The 18,765-nt window shown below is 72.2% G+C and carries 13 protein-coding genes and 1 pseudogene; 6 read left to right on the top strand and 8 right to left on the bottom strand.

All coding sequences use genetic code 11. The annotated features are described in order from the left end of the window. The first annotated feature begins 109 nt into the window (after positions 1 to 109). The 4 genes and pseudogenes from L3Q67_RS28605 (at position 110) to L3Q67_RS28590 (ending at position 2,710) form a co-directional block, all read left to right on the top strand. Positions 110 to 763: a dioxygenase family protein gene (locus L3Q67_RS28605; RefSeq protein ID WP_499184526.1), complete on the top strand. Its 654-nt coding sequence runs from the start codon at positions 110 to 112 to the stop codon at positions 761 to 763. A 254-nt stretch (positions 764 to 1,017) separates the two neighbouring features. Next, positions 1,018 to 1,404, top strand: a pseudogene (locus L3Q67_RS28600) (ATP-binding cassette domain-containing protein); the annotation flags it as partial. Continuing rightward, on the top strand, positions 1,390 to 1,899 hold the full coding sequence (locus tag L3Q67_RS28595; RefSeq protein WP_499191669.1) for an AAA family ATPase: 510 nt from the start codon (positions 1,390 to 1,392) through the stop codon (positions 1,897 to 1,899). The pseudogene L3Q67_RS28600 and the gene L3Q67_RS28595, both read left to right, overlap by 15 nt. Then, entirely contained in the window at positions 1,886 to 2,710 is an 825-nt protein-coding gene (locus L3Q67_RS28590) for an ABC-2 transporter permease family protein (RefSeq protein ID WP_499184525.1), read from the top strand. Before L3Q67_RS28595 ends, L3Q67_RS28590 begins: the two co-directional genes overlap by 14 nt. 13 nt (positions 2,711 to 2,723) lie before the next feature. Here L3Q67_RS28590 and L3Q67_RS28585 read toward each other — a convergent pair whose 3' ends face one another. Further along, entirely contained in the window at positions 2,724 to 3,581 is an 858-nt protein-coding gene (locus L3Q67_RS28585) for a hypothetical protein (RefSeq protein WP_499184524.1), read from the bottom strand. 19 nt (positions 3,582 to 3,600) lie between these two features. After that, positions 3,601 to 4,221: an L-threonylcarbamoyladenylate synthase gene (locus tag L3Q67_RS28580; RefSeq protein WP_499191668.1), complete on the bottom strand. Its 621-nt coding sequence runs from the start codon at positions 4,219 to 4,221 to the stop codon at positions 3,601 to 3,603. 138 nt (positions 4,222 to 4,359) lie between these two features. Here L3Q67_RS28580 and L3Q67_RS28575 point away from each other — a divergent pair, with 138 nt between their 5' ends. Further along, on the top strand, positions 4,360 to 4,749 hold the full coding sequence (locus tag L3Q67_RS28575) for an STAS domain-containing protein (protein WP_499184523.1): 390 nt from the start codon (positions 4,360 to 4,362) through the stop codon (positions 4,747 to 4,749). Here L3Q67_RS28575 and L3Q67_RS28570 read toward each other — a convergent pair. The 6 genes from L3Q67_RS28570 to L3Q67_RS28545 all read right to left on the bottom strand — a co-directional run bounded on the left by L3Q67_RS28570 (position 4,716) and on the right by L3Q67_RS28545 (position 17,075). Further along, positions 4,716 to 5,972, bottom strand: coding sequence for a cytochrome P450 (locus tag L3Q67_RS28570; protein ID WP_499191667.1), 1,257 nt, complete (start codon positions 5,970 to 5,972; stop codon positions 4,716 to 4,718). The two genes, L3Q67_RS28575 and L3Q67_RS28570, sit on opposite strands and share 34 nt — an antisense overlap. A 200-nt stretch (positions 5,973 to 6,172) precedes the next feature. Then, positions 6,173 to 6,865, bottom strand: coding sequence for a LuxR C-terminal-related transcriptional regulator (locus tag L3Q67_RS28565; protein WP_499184522.1), 693 nt, complete (start codon positions 6,863 to 6,865; stop codon positions 6,173 to 6,175). Between the two features lie 512 nt (positions 6,866 to 7,377). Then, positions 7,378 to 10,197 (bottom strand): ATP-binding protein, encoded by a 2,820-nt coding sequence (locus L3Q67_RS28560; RefSeq protein ID WP_499184521.1) that lies wholly within the window; start codon positions 10,195 to 10,197, stop codon positions 7,378 to 7,380. 4 nt (positions 10,198 to 10,201) lie between these two features. Continuing rightward, complete coding sequence (locus L3Q67_RS28555) at positions 10,202 to 12,919, bottom strand: helix-turn-helix transcriptional regulator (RefSeq protein ID WP_499184520.1); 2,718 nt, start codon at positions 12,917 to 12,919, stop codon at positions 10,202 to 10,204. Beyond that, positions 12,916 to 15,786, bottom strand: a complete 2,871-nt coding sequence (locus tag L3Q67_RS28550) for a helix-turn-helix transcriptional regulator (RefSeq protein WP_499184519.1) — start codon at positions 15,784 to 15,786, stop codon at positions 12,916 to 12,918. The genes L3Q67_RS28555 and L3Q67_RS28550 overlap by 4 nt, the downstream gene beginning before the upstream one ends. Positions 15,787 to 16,304: 518 nt before the next feature. Next, complete coding sequence (locus L3Q67_RS28545; protein ID WP_499184518.1) at positions 16,305 to 17,075, bottom strand: thioesterase II family protein; 771 nt, start codon at positions 17,073 to 17,075, stop codon at positions 16,305 to 16,307. A 218-nt stretch (positions 17,076 to 17,293) separates the two neighbouring features. On the opposite strand from L3Q67_RS28545, the gene L3Q67_RS28540 reads away from it, so the two are divergent. Then, a complete protein-coding gene (locus L3Q67_RS28540) occupies positions 17,294 to 18,709 on the top strand; it encodes an acyl-CoA carboxylase subunit beta (protein WP_499184517.1) in 1,416 nt (471 codons plus the stop codon). The last annotated feature ends 56 nt before the right edge of the window (positions 18,710 to 18,765 follow it).

Genomic DNA, 18,765 nt, shown 5'->3' with positions numbered 1-18,765 from the left:
CTCCTTCGCGGCAAGACCGGACATTTAAGTCCGTAGCGCTACGCATTGCAACGGTCGCGTTCCGTCCTGCATGGTCTGAACCACTCGCGACCCACAAGGAGACCCCGCGATGACCGACGACCCGAACCTGCCCCCAGGGGAAGCGCCCGAGAACGGCATTTCCCGCAAGCGCGCACTGCAACTCGGCCTGCTCGCCGTCCCGGCGGCCGCCGCCCTCAGCGCCGCCATGCCCACCGCGCAGTCCGACGCCGTACCGCAGAACCTGGAACCGACGCCGGAGTGCGACGACGGCGACGACGCCACCATCCCGCAGATGGAAGGCCCTTACTTCAAACCGAACTCGCCGCGGCGCACCACGCTGGTCACGCCGCAGACCCCGGGCACCAGGCTGCTGGTCACCGGGTACGTGTTCACCCGGTCCTGCGTACCGGTGGCGCAGGCGCTGCTGGACTTCTGGCAGGCCAACAGCCAGGGCGGCTACGACAACGTGGGCTACAACTTCCGCGGGCACCAGTTCACCGGTGCCGACGGCAAGTTCACCCTGTCCACCATCGTGCCCGGCCTCTACCCGGGCCGGACGCGGCACCTGCACGTGAAGGTGCAGGCGCCCGGCAGGCCGATCCTGACCACGCAGCTGTACTTCCCGAACGAACCCCGCAACAACACCGATCCGATCTTCGACCCGCGGTTGCTGATGACCGTGCGGAACGCCCCCACGGGCGGCCGGGAGGCGACCTTCGACTTCGTGCTGAACATCAGCTGAGGGTCCTCGCCGGTCAGGTGCGGCGGAACTCCCGTCCGGCGATGGCCCCGGAGCGGTCGTGGCAGAGGACGGCCCCTTCGTGCCGGACCGGAGTCTGCCCCGCACCGCGGGGGAAGGCCGGGGCCCATGGCGGCCCCGGCCTTCCTTCGTGACCGCGGCTACGTCCGGTGGCGTAGCGCGGGGTGCCGCCTCGCGCACGACGCGGCGAGCCGCGCCCGGCGGCCACCATTCCCGGCATGAACCTCCCGGTGGACATCCGCGAACTCACGAAGCGCTACGGCGGCGTGCTCGCCGTGGACCGGCTGAGCCTGACCGTGCGGCCGGGCGAGGTCTACGGCTTCCTCGGCCCGAACGGCGCCGGGAAGACCACGACGCTGCGCGTGCTGCTCGGCCTGCTGCGCCCGACGTCCGGGCAGGTCCGCCTGTTCGGCCGGGACGACGGCGACCGGTCGGCGGTCGGCGCGCTCATCGAATCCCCCGCGTTCTACCCGTACCTTTCCGGCCGCGAGAACCTGCGCGTGCTGGCGCGCTACACCGGCACCGGGAACGAACGCGTGGAGACCGTGCTGGACACGGTCGGCCTGCGGGCGCGGGGTGGTGACCGGTACGCCGCGTACTCGCTGGGCATGAAGCAGCGGCTGGGCGTGGCCGCCGCCCTGCTCAAGGATCCCCGGCTGCTGGTGCTCGACGAGCCGACGAACGGGCTCGATCCGGCGGGTATGGCCGACATGCGCGCGCTCATCCGCGACCTCGGCGCGAGCGGCCGAACGGTCCTGCTGTCCAGCCACCTGCTCGGCGAAGTCCAGCAGCTCTGCGACCGCGTCGGGGTGGTCTCGCGCGGCAAGCTGGTCGCGGAGAACACCGTCGCCGAACTGCGAGGTGGTTCGGTGCTGCACGTGGTGGCCGATCCCCTGCCGCGCGCCGCCGAGGTGGCCGCGCGCCTGCTCGGCGCGGACCGGGTCCGCGTGCGCGGTGACGCGCTCGAACTGACCACCGATCCGGAGAAGGCGGCGTGGCTCAACGGCGAACTGGTCGCCGCGGGACTGGGCGTCAGCGAACTGCGGGTCATCGAACGCGACCTGGAACAGGTGTTCTTCGAACTCACCGGAGAGGGTGGGAATCATGCTGCTGCGTAGCACCGCCGCGGAACTGACCAAGCTGGCGCGGCGGCCGGCGAACTGGCTGATGCTGGCCGTGGGCACCGCGCTCGGGCTGACCTTCACCTACCTGCTCCCGCTGGCCGGGGCCGCCGGCGCGACCGGGGCGCCGAACAGCGATCGCGGGCTCGCGGCCACCCTGCCCGACCGGCTCGTCGGCAACTCGATCGGCGGGCTGCCGGTGTTCCTCGGCGCCATCGCACTGGTCATCGGGGTGCTCGCGGTCGGCACCGAATACGGCTGGGGCACCTGGAAGACCGTGCTCACCCAGGGCCCGTCACGGCTGGCCGTCTACGGCGGGAAGCTCGCCGCACTGGCCGCGGCGATGCTCGTGCTGGTGCTGACCATCTTCGCCACCGGCGCGCTGGTGAGCACGGCGATCGCCCTGTCTCAGGGCTCGCCGATGATCTGGCCCGCGGTGGGCGACCTGGTCACCGGCGTCGGCGCGGGCTGGCTGATCGCCTCGACGTGGGCGGTGCTGGGCGCGCTGCTGGCGATCGGGATGCGCGGGGTGGCGCTGCCGATGGGCCTGGGCCTGGTGTGGCTGCTGGTGGTGCAGAACTTGCTGCTGGGCGTGGCCGCGCCGCTGCTGCCCTGGGTGAACGACCTGCAGCTCGGCCTGCCGGGCTCGAACGCGGGTTCGCTGGTGGCCTCTCTGGGCGCCTCGGCGCAGTCGCCGGGTGTGGCGGAACTGACCAGCCCCCTGCAGGCGACGCTGGTGCTCACCGCCTACCTGCTCGCCTTCACCACCCTGGGCGGCTGGCTCCTGCACCGCCGGGACGTGCTCTGAGGGCTGCTGGCTCTCAGCGCAGCGACGAGAGGGCCCGGTCGGCGGCACCCGCGGCGGAGGTCGCTTTCTCCAGGGCCTTCTCCGCGGCCGCGGCGGCTTTGCGGACTTCCCGGTGCTTCTGCTTCAGCTTCGCCAGTTCGGTTTCGAGGTTTTCCACGCGGGTGCCGAGATCCTCGGCTTCCTCTTCCAGCTCGGCGAGTTCGCGCTCGGCCGCGTCGCGTTCGGCGGCGGTGCGCTTCGCGCGTTCTTCGGCGTGCTGCCGTTCTTCCTGCCGCCGTCGTTCGGCTTCGGCGCGTTTCGCGGCGAGTTCGTCGTGGACCGGCGCCGCTTTTTTCGACTTCTTTTCCGGCTTCGGTTTCTCCCGTGCTTTCGGGGGCGAAGCGGTGGCGGCCATCAGCCACATGTCGGTCATGTCCGGCGTCAGCGCGGTACTCAGCTGGGCGGCCGCCAGTTGTTCCGCGGCTTCTTCCCCGGCGACGGCGGCTTCGAGCGAGCTTTCGATCTCCCGCGTGATCGACTCGCTCATCGCCACGCCCTCGGACCGCGCCACTTCACGGGCCAGTCCGAGCATGTGGTTGATCTGCTCGCGCCGCCGGTGCGACAGCTCGCGGATGTCGTCGCTGGCCAGGTCCCGGTGCGCCTGCCGCAGCGACCCGCCGAGCTCGGTCAGCTCCTCGACCTCGTCCGGGTGCGCGGTGACCAGGCGGTTGGTCAGCCAGGCCGCGCTCGTCGGCTTGCGCAGCTCCTTGATCCGGGCGGCCAGGTCGCGGTCCCCCGCCTTGCGCGCCTGCGCCGCCAGCTCGTTGCGCCTGCCGGTGAACTCCTCACGCGACCCGGCGTAGAGCTCGGCGGCTATCGAATCGAGGTCCATCGGTTCAGCAAAACACACCTCACTCGAAGCGTGAGGTATCGCCCGCGCCCACGCGCACGATCACCGGTTCACCCTCGGACAGGTCGATCACCGTGGTGGGCTCGGTGCCGCACTCCCCCGAGTCGAGCACCGCGTCGACCTGGTGGTCGAGCCGCTCCTTGATCTCCCACCCCTGGGTCATCGGCTCTTCCTGGTCCGGCAGCAGCAGCGTGCTCGACAGCATCGGTTCGCCGAGTTCGGCGACCAGCGCCTGGGTGACCACGTGCTCGGGGATCCGCACGCCGACGGTCTTCTTCTTCTGGTGCATCAGCCGGCGCGGGACCTCCTTGGTGGCAGGCAGGATGAACGTGTACTTGCCCGGCGTGGCCGCCTTGACCAGCCGGAACACCGCGTTGCTCACGTGCACGAACTGGCCGAGCTGGGCGAAGTCCTGGCAGATCAGGGTGAAGTGGTGCTTGTCGTCGAGCGCGCGGATCTCCTTGATCCGGTCGATCCCGTTCTTGTTCCCCAGCTGGCAGCCCAGCGCGTAGCACGAGTCCGTGGGGTAGGCGATCAGGCCGTCTTCGCGGATCAGCCGGACCACCTGGCCGATCGCCCGGCGCTGGGGGTTGTCGGGGTGCACGTCGAAGTACCTGGCCATGGCGGCGAGCATAGAGACGGTGATCGCCGCGCGCCGGACCGGGCGGCGAGTCTTGTCGGGGCCCGGCCGGACCCGTACCGTTTCGGGCAAGCCGTCACAATGCGCGATCGGGCGCGCACGGGTGAGTGAGGTATCGCCGTGGACCGACCAGTCACCACCCTCGACGTCCGGACCGAACGACCCGCCGCGGGCGTGGTGGTGGTCCGCGCCGCCGGTGAGATCGACCTCGGCACGCTGACCACCTGGGACACCGCGCTGGCCGGCGCCCTGCACTCCCCGCCCGACGTGCTCGTCGCCGATCTCGAAGGCGTGGAGTTCCTCGGCAGCAGCGGGATCGCCACGCTGGTGCTGGTCCACCGGGAGACCGCCGAGCGCGGGGTCGACTTCCGCGTCGCCGGGGCCACCCGGCCGGTGCTGCGGGCGCTGGAAGCGACCGGCGTCGTCAGCCTGCTGCAGCTCTACGACACCGTCGAGCAAGCCATCGGGCAGCTGAGTCAGACGAGCACCGGCAGCGATTCCACCCCGTAGACCACCGAGACCTTGCGGAAGCTCAGTTCGTGCGCGGGCACCGCCAGCCGCAGGTCGGGGAACCGCCGGACCAGCGCCGGGTAGGCCGCCCGCAGCTCCATCCGCGCCAGCTCGGCGCCGATGCAGCGGTGCACGCCGTACCCGAAGGCGACGTGCGAGGTCGGGGCGCGGAAGGCGTCGAAGTCCTCCAGCGCAGGCCCGAACTTCGGATCGCGGTTCGCCCCGCTCAGCGAGCACACCACCACGTCACCCTGGCCGATCCGCACCCCGCCGATCTCCAGGTCCTCCCTGGCGAACCGCGGGAAGGCGGCCTGCACCACGGTGAGGTGCCGCAGCGCTTCCTCGACGAAACCACCGATGGCCGCGTCGTCGTCGTGGATGCGCTTGAACGTGTCGCCGTCCTGGAGCAGGACCAGCGCGCCGAGCGCGAGCATGCTGGCGGTGGTCTCGAAACCGCCGGTCAGCACGCCGTCGGCGAGACCGGCCAGTTCCTGGTCGTCGACCTCGTCGCCGTGCTCCTTGATGATCATGCCGAGCAGGCCGTCGCCCGGGTTCTCCCGCTGCTTGCGGACCACGCCGAGCAGGTACTCCAGTGACTCCGAGATCGCGCCGAGCGAGGCCTCCGCGCCGCTGAACAGGTCGAACCGCGACACGCTGAGGTGCTGGAACTCCTCGCGGTCCTCGTACGGCACGCCGAGCAGCTCGCAGATGACCAGCGACGGGATCGGCAGCGCGAACTCCGCGACCAGGTCCACCGGGCCGTCCACCGAGGCCGCGGCCATCGCGTCCAGCCGCTCGTCGATGATCCGGGCGATGCCGGGCTTGAGCCGCGACAGCCTGCGCATGGTGAATTCGGGGGTCAGCAGCTTGCGCAGCCGGGTGTGCACCGGCGGATCGGCGAAACCGAGACCACCGGGGTTGGCGTCGGCGTTCGCGCCGCTGTCCCCGACCAGGTTGGCGAAGTCGTTGCTGAACCGGGCGACGTCGCTGAGCACCGCCTTCGACTCCTCGTAACCGGAAACCAGCCAGACGTTCACCCCGAACGGGATGTCGAGTTTGCTGATCGGTTCTCTCGCCCGCAGCCGCGCCAGTTCGGGCACCGGGTCGAGCCCGTCGCGCCGCAGCGGCATCAGCGTCGACTCCGGGAACACCCCCAGTTTCGACAGGTCGAAGCCCTTTTTGCGCACCCTGCTGAGATACCGGCGTGCCAGCCAGGCACTCACTCGCGTCCGAAGCTGCCCCACGCCGCCGACGGTACCCCGACTCCGGCAAACCGCCCACACCCCCATGGGTCCGGGTGCGGCAGCCCACAATGATCCACCCGGCGATCCACCCGGTTGCCGGAGCCTGCTCCCGGGAACTGGAAGGAGGCCACGACCCCCTGGGTCATGGCCTCCGGTCAGGGCGGTGGGAAGGACCCGGACTACTTGACGAAGTCGTCGACCACCTTCGGCGGCCAGATGCCGACGTTGAGCACGCCCATCGAATAGGCGCGGGAAACCAGTGCCGCGCGGTTGGGCACCTTGAGCTTCCGGAGCAGGCCGCTGACGTGGTACTCCACGCCCTGCCGGCTCAGGTACAGCCGCGAGGCCAGCGGGATGGTGGAGAACCCGGCCGCGATGCCCTCCAGGATCCGGGCGTCCATTTCGGACAGGATCTTCTTGCGGTTGGTCACCACACCGGCGTCCGCGGCACCCTGCGCCGGGCGCATCATCACCAGGATGGTGGTGGAGCCGCCGACCTCGGGCGCCCCGCCGCGCACCGCCACCCCGGTCAGCGTCGCCGGGAAGGCCACCCCGCCCGCCCGCACCAGCACCACGTGGGCGGCGAAGCGGTGGCGCTTGCCCTCGACGAGCCCGGCGAACTGCCGCCGCAGCGCCTGCTGCATGCTCGGGTGGACCAGTTCGGTGAAGCCGCGGCCGCACACGTCCGCCGAAGCCATCCCGAACTGGCGGAAGAACTCCTGGTTGGCCTGCTGGATCCGCAGCGCCTGGTCCAGGCACACCATCAGCCCGGACTTCTCGGCGTGCGCCTGGGCCTCGCTGTCCACGGTCAATTCGTGCTCGAGGCCGCGGACCGGTGCCCGGCCGGCTTCCGCGAGTGCTGCACTCGTCATGTGACTGCCCATCCCTTCGGTCATCGAGGAAGCAACGCCGGGAGCACCATTCAGAAACGGTGTTTCGATTCCCGGCGGCGGTTCCGCGTGAGTTCCCGCCCTGCGTTTCTTAGAGCGCTCTACGCCGTCAAGTCGCAGGGAAAAACTAGCCAGCCGGGCAGCGGGGCGTCAATGAAGGCGGTAACTGGGTGAGAAGCCTGTGGGAACTTGTCGAAGTAGTACGGGCCGACGGGGGACCCTTCGGTGGTTCGGTACGGTCGGTCCCCCCGTACCCCGGTTCAACCGGCGACGACACGGCCGTTCACCAGGCGTTTACCCCGTCGGCCGTACCGTACCACCGACACCGGCGGGACCGACACCGAACCATCCGGGCGGCGTACCGGTGGATTAGCCGCGGCCACCGAATCCGGCTTTCAACGCCTGGATTGACGGTGAGTTTACCGGCGGGAAACGACGGAACTTCCCTAGCTGGTTAGTGAGCGCGAACACCCGTCGGAGGCGGGAATTATTCGTCAACTCGCATCGGGCACATCGGCCGAGATCGCCGCGGCCAGCCCGGCTCGCCCGGCCACGCCGAGCTTGCGGTAGGAATTCGTCAGGTGCTTTTCCACCGCGCGGGAGGACACCCCGAGCCGGCCGGCGATCTCGGCGTTGGTCAGGCCGGTGCCCGCCAGTTCGGCCACCCGCCGCTCGGTGCGGGTCAGCGACGCCTTCGGGGCCGGCGCGGTGCCCGGTTTGCCCGCGGTGCCCGGCCGGGCGCGTTCCACCAGCCAGTTCGCCCCGCAGGCGGTGGCCAGTTCGGCGCCTTCGCGCAGCGCGGCCGCAGCTTCGGCCGACTCGCCCAGCCGCCTGCCCAGCAGGACCAGCGCCCTGGCCAGTTCGAGGTCGTTGGCCGAACCACGCAGCGTGCCCACCGCGTCACGCAGGAGCTCGACGCCGCGTTCCCCGCCGTGCAGCCAGCCCTGCAACCGCAGTGCCCGGCCGACGGCCGAAGCCGCGCCCCACGATTCCGCCCAGGCGTGCTCCTCCTCGGCCAGCGCCAGCGCGGACGCGTGGTCGCCGAGGCGCTGGTGCAGGCTGATCGCCCACGGCCGCCACGGGTAGAGCGAGGAATTGCGCCAGCCGGAGGCCTCCAGCAGCCTGCCCACGGTGAGCAGGCCGTCCAGCGCGCTGACCCACTGGCCCTGGTGCGCGTCGATCGCGGACTCCAGGATCTGCGAGACCGCGTTCAGGCTCAGGCTTTCCGACCGCCGCCTGCCCACGCCGCTGACGATGCGCTTGCTCAGCTCGATGTCGCGCAGTTCCAGCGCCACCGCGGCCAGCGAGACCGTGGCGCACGCGCTGACCTCGTGCCAGTCGGCGTCGACCAGCTGCATCGCGCGCTCGGCCTGGTCCCGTGCCTCCGGCAGCCTGCCGCGCGCGGTGAGCACCAGCGAATGCTCCACATGGACCAGCGCGTCGGCCACGGTCACGTGCTGGCGCCGTGCCTGCCGCTCGATGGAGAGCCAGGAACTGATGCCCTGCACCGAATCCGCCGCGATGAGGGTGAGTACGAGCAACGGCAGCGCGGTGTGCACGTGCGACGGGGTGGCCGGTTCCCGCTCCAGGATCCGGTTCGCCAGCGAAGCCAGTTCGGCGGCCGGGCGCCGGGCGCTGATCGTGGCGGCGTGCAGCAGAACCACGATCAGCTCGCGTTCGGCTCCCGAGCGCATCGGCGGGCTTTCGCCCAGACCACGCAGCCGTTCGCTGGAGGAGGCCAGCTCCGCCGGGTCCTCGTGCCCGGCGTGACGGAGCCGGGCTTCCAGCCGCAGCGCGATTTCCCGCGCCGAACCGTCCAAGGTGTCCGCACTGCCCAGGTCGGTGGCCACCTGCCCGATCAGGTCGATCATCGACGCCGGTGGCGCGCCGAGCACGGTCGGCGCGATCCGCAGCACCGCCGCGGCCCGGTCGCGCGGGGTGGTCAGCAGCGGAACCGCTTGGGAGACATGGCGTTCGCAGGCGGCGGGGTCGAACCCGCGTTCGGCGGTGGCCAGGTCGATCAGCAGCCGCGCGCGGTCCTCGCCCTCGGTGGAGCTGTCCAGCAGCGCGCGCCGCAGGTACCGGGCGGCGGTGTCCGGCGCGCCGCGGCGCAGGGCGGTGTCGGCGGCGGCACGCAGCACGACCACCGACCACGGCTGACGCGAAACCGTCACCGCCATCAGCTGCGCCGCCACCTGCTCGGCGGGCGCGCCGAAGCGGTAGAGCAGGGCGGCGGCCGAATCGTGCAGCCGCTCGCGCTCGACCACGGTCATCGACGACTCGACCGCGTCCTGCACCACGCGGTGGAAGAACCGCGGTTCCTGTTCGGTGGCCAGCAGGCCGAGCTGGTGCAGCGAACGCAGGGCACCGGCGAAGCCGATCGCGTCGAGCCCGGCCAGCCGCGCGATCAGCTCGGGATCGCCCTGCTCGCCGAAGGTGGCGATGGCCGCGGCCAGGTCACGCACCGGCCGCGGCTGGTTGCGCAGTCCGCTTTCCACCCGCTCACGGAGTTTCGACGGCCGCTGCGTGCGCAGTTGCTGCGCCTGCGCGGCTTCCGGGCGGCAGCCGGTGGCGACCAGGCTGAACAGCATGGAGTTGAGGAACAGCGGGTTGCCGGTGGAGGATTCGTGGCAGGCGTGGGCGAACTCCTCGTCGGCCGCCTCGCCGAAGTGCCCCAGGATCACTTCCTTGGTGGCCTCGACGGACAACGGCGCCGGGGTGAGCACCCGCGTCGCCGCGTCGGCGACCTCGCGCACCAGCGCGTGCTGTGCGCGCGGATCACCGTCGCGCAGCGTGCAGACCACCACCACGCGCAGGCCCCGCAACCGCCGCGCGAGGTAGGCGAACCACCGCAGCGACGGCACATCGGCCCACTGGAGGTCGTCGACCAGCAGCAACAGCGGGGTTTCCTCGCCGACGTTGGCCAGCAGCGTGCACAACCCGTGCAGCACGGCGTCGGACTGGGCGACGTCGTGGACTTCCGCGGGCGGCATCGCGTCGTCGGCGAACACCAGCTTGGCGAACCCGGCGCGTTCGGTCATCCAGTGCTCGCGGGCTTCTTCCGGCGTGCCCGCCAGCAGGCTGTCGAACAGCTGGCGCACCACCCCGAAGGCGAAGTCCTGCTCCATCGGCGCCGCGTTCGCCCGCAGCACCCTGGCGTCGGACCCGGTGACCAGCCCGGGGAGCCGCTGCAGCAACGCGGACCGGCCGATGCCCAGCGGCCCGCGCAGCAGGATCAGCGCGGACTCGCCCGCCGTGGCGGCGCGCAGCGCCCCGCCCACCAGCGCGAGTTCGGCGTCCCGCTCGAACAACATGGTTCTAGAATCCCTCCATCGACCGGACCAGCGCGCCCAGTTCCTCCCGCCCGCTGATGCCGAGCTTGCGGTAGACGCAGCTCAGCCGCCGCTCCACGGTGCGTTTGGTGACCGACAGCGTCTCGGCGATCTCGCCGTTGACGCGCCCGCGGGCGACCATGACCGCGACCTTACGCTCCGGTTCGGACAGCGAGGTCCAGATCGGCGAAACCGGCGCGGCGGGCTTGGTGCCCGCCCGTTCGCTCAGCTCCCGCAGCCGCGCGCTGAGCCAGTGCGAGCGGTGGATGGTGGCCAGCGCGGAGGCTTCGGCCAGCAGCGGGGGCGCCGCCGCCGGGTCGCCGTCCTCGAGTTCGGCCGCCGCGACTTCCAGCAGTGCCAGCGTGTACACCGGGCTCAGCCGGTATCCGCGCAGCACGCGCAGCGCTTCGCGGGCCCGCACCACGCGGTGTTCGCCGGACAACCGGGAAAAGCCCATCTCCGCCCAGCCGAGCGCGCTCGGCGCGCCCCACTTCTCGGCCAGCGTCCACTCTTCCAGGCTGAGCCGCTGCGCTTCCTTGATGTGGCCCAGTGCGGCGGCCGCGCCCGCGGCGACCGAGCGCCACGGCAGCAGGCCCGGGTTGACGATGTTCTGCCGCAGCAGCCGCCTGCCGCACTCGCGGAACATGTCCAGCGCGTCGACCGGGCGGCCTTCGGCCAGTGCCAGCAGCGCCCTGGCGAACATGAAGTAGGCGGAGAAGGCGCCCTCGGCCGGGCTTTCCCGCGCGGCCAGCTTCCTGGCCCGGTCGAGCCGTCCATATTGGACATCGATGCAGAGCTGCAGCGAGGTCGGGTAGGAAGCCAGGTTGGGGTGCCAGCCGCTCAGCGGCAGCGCCCGCTCGGCGGCGGCGAGGTCGCGTTCGGCGGCGTCGTTGCGGCCGGTGCGCATGCCCAGTTCCGCCCGCGCCACGAGCACGCGCGCGGTGCCCGCCCGCAGGTGCTCGCGCTGCACGTCGGCGAGCAGCGCGTTCAGCTGGACCTCCGCCTCTTCGAGGTCGTCGGTGAGGAACAGCGCGCGGCAGGCCGAAAGCCGGGGCATCACCAGCAGGGGCCGCGAATCCTCCCGGCGCAGCGCCCGCCGGGCGAGCACCCTGGTGGCCTGCAGGTCGTTCGCCGACGCGGCCAGCTGCCAGGCCCTGGCCCCGGCCTGCGCGGTGTCGAGCGGGTGGTCCGGCAGCGAAGGCATCTCCGGCACCATCGGCTCGCCGTCGTCCTGCCGGGTCTGCTCGGACAGCCAGTACAGCGCCAGCATCGCGTCCTTTTCGGACTCGTGCTCGGCCAGCACCGCTTCCGCGGCCACCCGGCGCGCCCAGTGGCTGTCGCCGCGGCTCAGCTTGGCGTCCACCGCGCGCACGCGCAGCCCGGCGAACTCGGGCCCCGGCGTGGAGGCCAGTTCGGTCAGCCTGCGGTCGCTGGCCACCGGCACCCTGGCCACCTGCACCGAAGCGAGTTCGAAGCTGAGCTTGGCGCGGGACAGCGGGTCCAGCGGTTCGTCCAGCGCGCGGTTCAGGTAGGCCACGGCCAGGCCGTCCTCCCCGTTCCGCAGTGCCGCGGCGAAGCTGCGGCGAAGCAGGTGCACCACCCACCGCGTGCCGATCGGCCCGGCGCACAACAGGATCCGCGCGACGTCGTCGTCGCGGACGTCGGCCCGGTAGGCCAGTTCGGCGGCCCGCGCGTGCAGTTCGGCGCGCTCGGGTCCCGGCATGCTTTCCAGCACCCTGGCCGCGACCACCGGCGCGCGGACCCGCAGCCGTTCCCCCGAGCTCACGGTGAGCCCGCTGGAGGCGATGATCGAGCGGATCCGCGACTCGTGCAGGTACGGCTCCCCCGCCAGGCGGCACACCAGCGGGAAGTCCAGCACGTCCCCGCAGACCGCGATGGCCCGCAGCACCGACATGGCCTCTTCGGACAGTCCGTCCACGACCCGGGTGGTGTACTCGCCCAGCGCGGCATCGCCGATCGCGCGCAGCCTGGGCACCCCGGCGGCCACCGGCTGCCCGCCGCGGTCCCGGAAATCGCCGAGGACTTCCCGCAGCAGCCAGGGGTTCCCGCCGGTGGCCGCCAGCGCGGCGGCGCAGAACTCCGGCTCCCCCGGCACGCCGAAGACCAGTTCGACCGCGTCCGCCACCCCGCGCGCGCTGAGCGGGCTGAGCATCAGTTCGACGGCGTTGACCTGCCCGTCGGGTACCAGGTTCGCCACCGAGTACTCGTCGCCCGCCGAATCCCCGCAGGTGCCACCGGTACTGGCCAGCAGCGCGATCCGCGTGCCGGGCAGCCTGCGCATCAGCGCCTGCAGCCAGGCCGAAGACGCCGGGTCGAGCCACTGCGCGTCCTCGACGATCATCATCGTCGGCCGCGTGCGCGCCTTGCGCAGCAGTTCGGCCAGCCCCGGCAGTTGTTCCGTCCCGGCCAGCACTTCCCGCGCCCGCGGCACCAGCGGCGCGAGCAGTTGCGCCACCACGCCGTAGCGCAGCGCGTGCTCGGCCGGGGACGCCCTGGCCCACAGCACCCGCACCCCCTGCCCGGCGGCCAGCCGGGCCAGCCAGCGCAGCAGTTCGAGCTGCCCGAGGCCGGGCGCGCCGGAAATCGTGACCATGGACGGGATCCCGCGGTCGAGCGCGCCGAGCACGGCGGTCAGCGCGTTGCGCTCGGCCTCCCGTTCGAGGCGCAGCACCTCGTCGCTCACGACAGCACCCGCTTCGCCGGGCCGCCGAGCGAACGCGGCATGTCGGCCAGCGCGGTGTCCAGTTCGGCCCGCGAGCCGACGCCGAGCTTGCGGTAGACATTGGTCAGGTGGGACTCGACCGTGCGCACGGTGACGAACAGCGATTCGGCGATCGCGCGGTTGCTCGACCCGGCCACGGCCAGCGCGGCGACCTTGCGCTCGGTCCCGGTGAGCATGTCGACCGGCGATTCGGTGATCTCCCGCATCCGCCCGCCCGCGGCGACCAGCCCGCGACGGGCGGACTTCGCCAGTGCCAGCGCCCCGCAGCGGCGGGCGAGATCGGCCGCGGTGCGCAGGTGCCCGCGGGCCCGTTCCCGGTGCCCGGACTCCAGAAGTGCTTGTCCCAGGCGGAATTCGGCCCGCGCCTGCTCCAGCCGGGCGGGTGAGCGCGCCAGCAGGGTCGCGGCTTCGGCGAGCAGGTTCATCCCGGCCGTGCCGGGCGTGATCACCCCGCGGGCCAGCGCGGCCAGCCCGAGCACGCGCGGGGTGCCCCAGCGCCGGGCCAGCCGGGTGCCGTACTCGACGATCTCGAGTGCGTCCCCCGGCCGCCGGGTGTCGGCGAGCACGCAGGCCGACTCCACCCACCACGGCACGAACGCCGGGTTCACCAGCCCGGCGTCCTTGAGCGAGCGCCCGCACTCGTCGAACAGCGCCAGCGCGGTTTCGGCGTCGCCCATCGCCCACCGCGCCCGGGCACGGGTCATCAGGAACCAGTGGTACTCCCAGACGAACCGGTCGAGGTCCGTCCGGACCACACCGGCCAGCAGCTCTTCGGCGCGGACCGCGTCACCGCGGTCGACGAGCGCGGCCGCGAGCGCGGTCGGCGGCATGGTCACCGCGTCACCCCACGGCTCACCGCGGCTCACGTCGAGCGAGACCTGCGCGTCGGAGATCGCGTCGGCCAGCTCGCCGAGCCCGTGCATGATGAACGCGCGGAAGGACAGCGTCAGCACGTAGGTACGCACCGCCGCGTTCTCCCTGGCGTGGTCGAGGACCCGGTCGAGCGCGTCCATGCAGTCGCCCACCTCGTCGGCGAAGCTGAGCGCCAGCGCGGAGGACAGCAGCGACCAGCCGCCGAGGGTGACGCCGGGCCCGCGCATGGCGCGCCGCGCCTGCTCGACCGCCAGCGCCGGGGAGGTGCCGTCCATCGCGGTCACCACGGTCATCGTGCCGAGCAGCTGCCGCTGTGCCGGGGTGTCCCCCGGCGGCGGGGTCATCCGCGCGACCCGCTCCCGGATCGGCGCGATGGTGACCTTCTCGTCGACCCCGGTGAGCAGCAGCGCCGACTCGACGTGGGTGCGCAGTTCGCGGTCGGCCGGGTCGGGGTCGGGCCCCAGCTCCAGGTCGAGCGCGTCGAGCACCTCGCTGAGCACCTGCACGGCTTCGGGCGATTTCTGCACGTGGAGGCAGGTCATGCCGAACTGCACCGCGACCATCGCCCTGGTGCGCACGTCCAGCGCCAGCACCAGTGCCTCGCGCAGCAGCGCCGCGCCCTTCGGCGGGTCGATCTCCGCCAGGGACCTGGCCAGTTGCAGCCGGACCGGCACGCTCTCCCGTTCGGCTTCGAGCACCCGGTAGAGGTACCGGATCGCGGCTTCCGGCGCGCCCCGCAGTTCGGCGCGCGCGGCGGCCGCGCGCAGCACGCCCGCCATCCACGGCCGGTTCACCTCCGGCACCAGCAGCAACAGGTTCGCCACGTCCTCGGCGGGCCGCCCGGCGTCGCTCAGCAGGCTGGCGGCCCGCACGCGCAGGGCGCCGAGGTCGGCCGGGCTGATCGAGTCGAGCACCGCGGTCCGCACCACGTCGTGCACCGGTTCGGTGCGGCCGGCGGCGAGGATGTCCGCGCTTCGCAGCACTTCGAGCGCGGCCTCCACCTGACCGGACGGCACGCCCGCCAGCGCGCCGAGCAGTTCCTCGCCCTGGTCGCCGAGCACCGCGACGGCCACCGCGACCGCGCGCACCCACTCCGGTTTGCTGTCCAGCGTGGAGCGCACCGAGGTCGCGACCACGTACCGGCCGACCTCGGTGACCCGGCGGGCCCCGTCGCGGTCGGCGGCCACCCCGAGGTCGCGGAGTTCCTGCAACAGGCGGGTGAGCACCAGCGGGTTGCCGCCGGAGACCACGGCGGCGTTGTGCACGAAGGACGGGTCCACCGGGCCGGCGAAGTCCCGGCCGATGACGGTGGCCACGTCGGCGTCGGTCAGCGGGCCCACCCCGATGGTGACCGAGCGCGGCTGCGCGCAGATGTCGGCGAGCGCGCCGGGCGCCACGGGTTCGATCTCGGTGCGCTGGGCGAGCACCACCAGCAGCGGCAGCGTGTCCGCCCGCCGCATCAGGAATTCCAGCCAGCGCAGGGACCGTTCGTCGCACCAGTGCACGTCGTCCAGCGCCAGCACCAGCGGGCCTTCGGCCATCAGGTTCACCGCGAGCCAGTAGAGCCCGTGCAGTGCCGGGTAGTCCGCGGCCGAGGAACCGGCGTTGTCGGGATCTGCGGCCAGCGCGACCATGGCACGCCGGGCACCACCCCGCAGCAGTGGTGAGTCGCCGGTCAGCTTGAGCGAACCGAACAACGCCTGCGCGCCGCCGTACCCGGTGCCCGCCACCACCTCGCCGCAGGTCCCGTGGAGCACCCGCATGCCCTCGCGCGCCGCGACCGCGGTGAACGCCCGCAGCAGGCTGGACTTGCCGATCCCGCTCGGTCCGGAAAGGACGACCAGGCCCGCGTCACCCTCGCGGGCGGCCGCGGACCGCCGCGCGAGCGCCCCCAGTTCGCCACCCCGGCCGATGAGCACGCCGGAGTCGCCGGGGACGTCCGTCCGCTCGACCAACTGGCCCTCCCTTGCGCGGCGCAGCCCGTGACGACTTCGCCAGATGGCGGGCGACCCCCGCATCCCGGCCCCCACGCCGCATCCGCGGTCTCAGGTTAGGTGGACGGCGGGGCATCGCGCAGGGCCAGTGATCCGGCGGTGGAACCGTACGTTCGTACGGTGAATCGGCCGGGCACGGACGGCATTCGCGGGCGCCCGGCAACGGTTGGCGGTGAACGATTCACCGATGACCCCGCCGAGCAGGTCTTCCGCGCCGCCACCGGGGTCCACGGAGGACACCGCATGACCGATTCCGCCGCGCGGGCGAGGACGCCGGGCCCGGATTCGCCGCCGCGAGGGGGTGCGACGCAGTTACCGCCCGATGGGCGACCGGTGGAAAAACCCGTTCAACCGGCCGGGAGGACTCGCACGGAACGGGGTCACGCGCACACGGTGCGCACCGCCGGTTGTGGTCACTCCATTTTCCCGATGACCGTCAGACATTCACCAACCGCATTCGCACAATAACAGAAGGTGTCTTATCCGGCACCCGCCGCGATCTCCGCGGTCAGCGCCAGCACCGCGTCGAGGTGCTGGGTCAGGAAGAAGTGGCCACCGGCGAAGACCTCCAGCGCGAACGGGCCGGTGGTCACCGACGCCCACGCCTTCGCCTCGTCCAGGCTGGTCTTCGGGTCGCCGTCCCCGGTGAGCACGGTGACCGGGCAGTCCAGCGGCGACCCCGGCGCGCACCGGTAGGTCTCGATCGCCCGGTAATCGGCGCGCACGGCCGGCATGATCATCCGCAGGATCTCCTCGTCGCCGAGCACCCGGGTGTCGGTGCCGCTGAGCAGCTTCAGCTCGGCGATCACCCCGTCGTCGTCCCGTTCGTGCACCCGTTCGTCGCGGTGGGTGCCCGGGGCGCGGCGGCCGGAGGCCACCAGGTGCGCCGGGGCTTCGAGCCCGCGGGCGGCGAAGGCCCGCGCCACCTCGAATGCCACCACCGCGCCCATGCTGTGCCCGAAGAAGACCAGCGGGCGGTCGGCCAGCCCGGCCAGCACCCCCGCCACCCGCCCGGCCAGTTCGGTCAGGTCGTCCACCGGCCGCTCACCGCGGCGGTCCTGGCGGCCCGGGTACTGCACCGAGAACACCTCGGCCTTCGGCGACAACGCCGCCGACATCGGGTGGTACCAGCTGGCCGAACCACCGGCGTGCGGGAAGCAGATCACCCGCGGCGCCCCGGCGCGCGCCGGGTGGTAGCGGCGCAGCCACAGGTCGGTGTCCGGGGTGGAGGTCACGGGTGAGCTGGGCATGGGTCCTCCTGGGCGAGCGGGTACGCGCCCGGTCAGCGAACACCAGTGCCGACGAGGAAGTTGCTAGTCCCGGGAGCTTTCCGAGGCTTACGCAGCGTCCGCGATTCGCGGAAACACCGCGGAGAACCGGGGAACTCGGCGAAGACTAGGCGTTTCTCGGGCGGTCCTGCGGTTCTACTGGTGCCGCCCCTTCCCGGAGCGCACCGCTGAGGTGAGTGATGACGATTTTCGCCGTGCCGGACTCGACCGAGTCGGTGGACCACCGCGACCCCGTGCACCGGTTGTCGCAGTTGCTGGACGCGGGTTCGCTCGTACCGATCCATTCGCGCGAAGGGCTCGGGCTGGCGGTCGCGCGCGGGCTCGTCGACGGCACCCCGGTCATCGCCTACTGCACCGACGGCAGCCGGATGGGCGGCGCCATCGGCGTCGACGAGGCACCGCTGATCGTGGACGCCATCGACCTGGCGGTCGAGGAGGGCTGCCCGGTCATCGGCGTCTGGCACTCCGGCGGCGCGAAGCTCAACGAGGGCGTCGCCGCGCTGGACGGCATCGGCCGCATGTTCGCCGCGATGGTGCGGGCTTCGGGCCGCGTCCTGCAGCTTTCCGTGGTGCTCGGCCCGGCCGCCGGTGGCGCGGCCTACGGCCCGGCGCTGACCGACCTCGTGGTGATGTCCGAGTCCGGCCGCGTCTTCGTCACCGGACCGGACGTGGTCCGCTCGGTCACCGGCGAGCAGATCGACATGGCCGGTCTGGGCGGCGCCGAAGCACACGGGCGCAAGTCCGGTGTGGTGCACGTGACCACCGGGTCCGAGGCCGAGGCCTACGCCGAAGCCCGGCGCATCGTCGGTTTCGTCGGCAGGCCGGGTTCGGTGGACACCACCGCGATCAAACCGGCCGGCGACCTCCGCGCGCTGCTGCCGGATTCCCCGCGCCGCGCCTACGACGTCAAACCGCTCGTGCGCGCCCTGCTCGACGACGGCGATTTCGCCGAACTGCAGGCGAAGTGGGCGCCGAACATCGTCGTCGGTTTCGGCCGGATCGGCGGGAAGTCCATCGGCGTCATCGCCAACAACCCGCTGCGCAAGGGCGGCTGTCTGGATTCCCTGTCCGCGGAGAAGGCGTCGCGATTCGTGCGGATGTGCGATTCCTTCGGCATTCCGCTGCTGGTGCTGGTCGACGTGCCGGGTTATCTGCCCGGCGTCAGCCAGGAATGGGGCGGGGTGGTCCGGCGCGGCGCGAAACTGCTGCACGCCTTCGCCGAGGCCGTCGTGCCCCGGATCACCTTGGTCACCAGGAAGTCCTACGGCGGCGCGTACATCGCGATGAACTCCCGCTCGCTGGGCGCCAGCGCGGTGCTGGCCTGGCCGGAAGCGGAGGTCGCGGTGATGGGCGCGGAGGCCGCCGTGGGCATCCTGCACCGCAAGAAGCTCGCCGCCGCCCCGGAACACGAGCGCGAGGCACTGCTGGCGACGCTGGTCACCGAGCACGAACTGATCGCCGGTGGCGTCGGCCGCGCGCTCGGCATCGGCGTGGTCGACGAGGTCATCGAACCGGCGGACACCCGCGACCGGCTGGCCGGGCTGTTCGCCTCCTTCCCCGGCACGCGGGGAGATCACCGCAACATCCCACTGTAGAACGGCCTTCGCCGCTGGTCACCACGCTCGATCCCGCGTGCCCCCGCCCGCTTGGG

The sequence above is a fragment of the Saccharothrix sp. AJ9571 genome (genome assembly GCF_021725495.1).
GTDB classification, from domain to species: domain Bacteria; phylum Actinomycetota; class Actinomycetes; order Mycobacteriales; family Pseudonocardiaceae; genus Amycolatopsis; species Amycolatopsis magusensis.
Note: the sequence above shows the minus strand (reverse complement) of the source record. Positions and strands in the feature narration are given on the sequence as shown.

Bases quoted from the DNA above. Each gene is read 5' to 3' on its own strand.
- L3Q67_RS28605 (WP_499184526.1), top strand. From the start codon at position 110: ATGACCGACGACCCGAACCTGCCCCCAGGGGAAGCGCCCGAGAACGGC.
- L3Q67_RS28595 (WP_499191669.1), top strand. From the start codon at position 1,390: ATGAAGCAGCGGCTGGGCGTGGCCGCCGCCCTGCTCAAGGATCCCCGG.
- L3Q67_RS28590 (WP_499184525.1), top strand. From the start codon at position 1,886: ATGCTGCTGCGTAGCACCGCCGCGGAACTGACCAAGCTGGCGCGGCGG.
- L3Q67_RS28585 (WP_499184524.1), bottom strand. From the start codon at position 3,581: ATGGACCTCGATTCGATAGCCGCCGAGCTCTACGCCGGGTCGCGTGAG.
- L3Q67_RS28580 (WP_499191668.1), bottom strand. From the start codon at position 4,221: ATGGCCAGGTACTTCGACGTGCACCCCGACAACCCCCAGCGCCGGGCG.
- L3Q67_RS28565 (WP_499184522.1), bottom strand. From the start codon at position 6,865: ATGACGAGTGCAGCACTCGCGGAAGCCGGCCGGGCACCGGTCCGCGGC.
- L3Q67_RS28560 (WP_499184521.1), bottom strand. From the start codon at position 10,197: ATGTTGTTCGAGCGGGACGCCGAACTCGCGCTGGTGGGCGGGGCGCTG.
- L3Q67_RS28545 (WP_499184518.1), bottom strand. From the start codon at position 17,075: ATGCCCAGCTCACCCGTGACCTCCACCCCGGACACCGACCTGTGGCTG.
- L3Q67_RS28540 (WP_499184517.1), top strand. From the start codon at position 17,294: ATGACGATTTTCGCCGTGCCGGACTCGACCGAGTCGGTGGACCACCGC.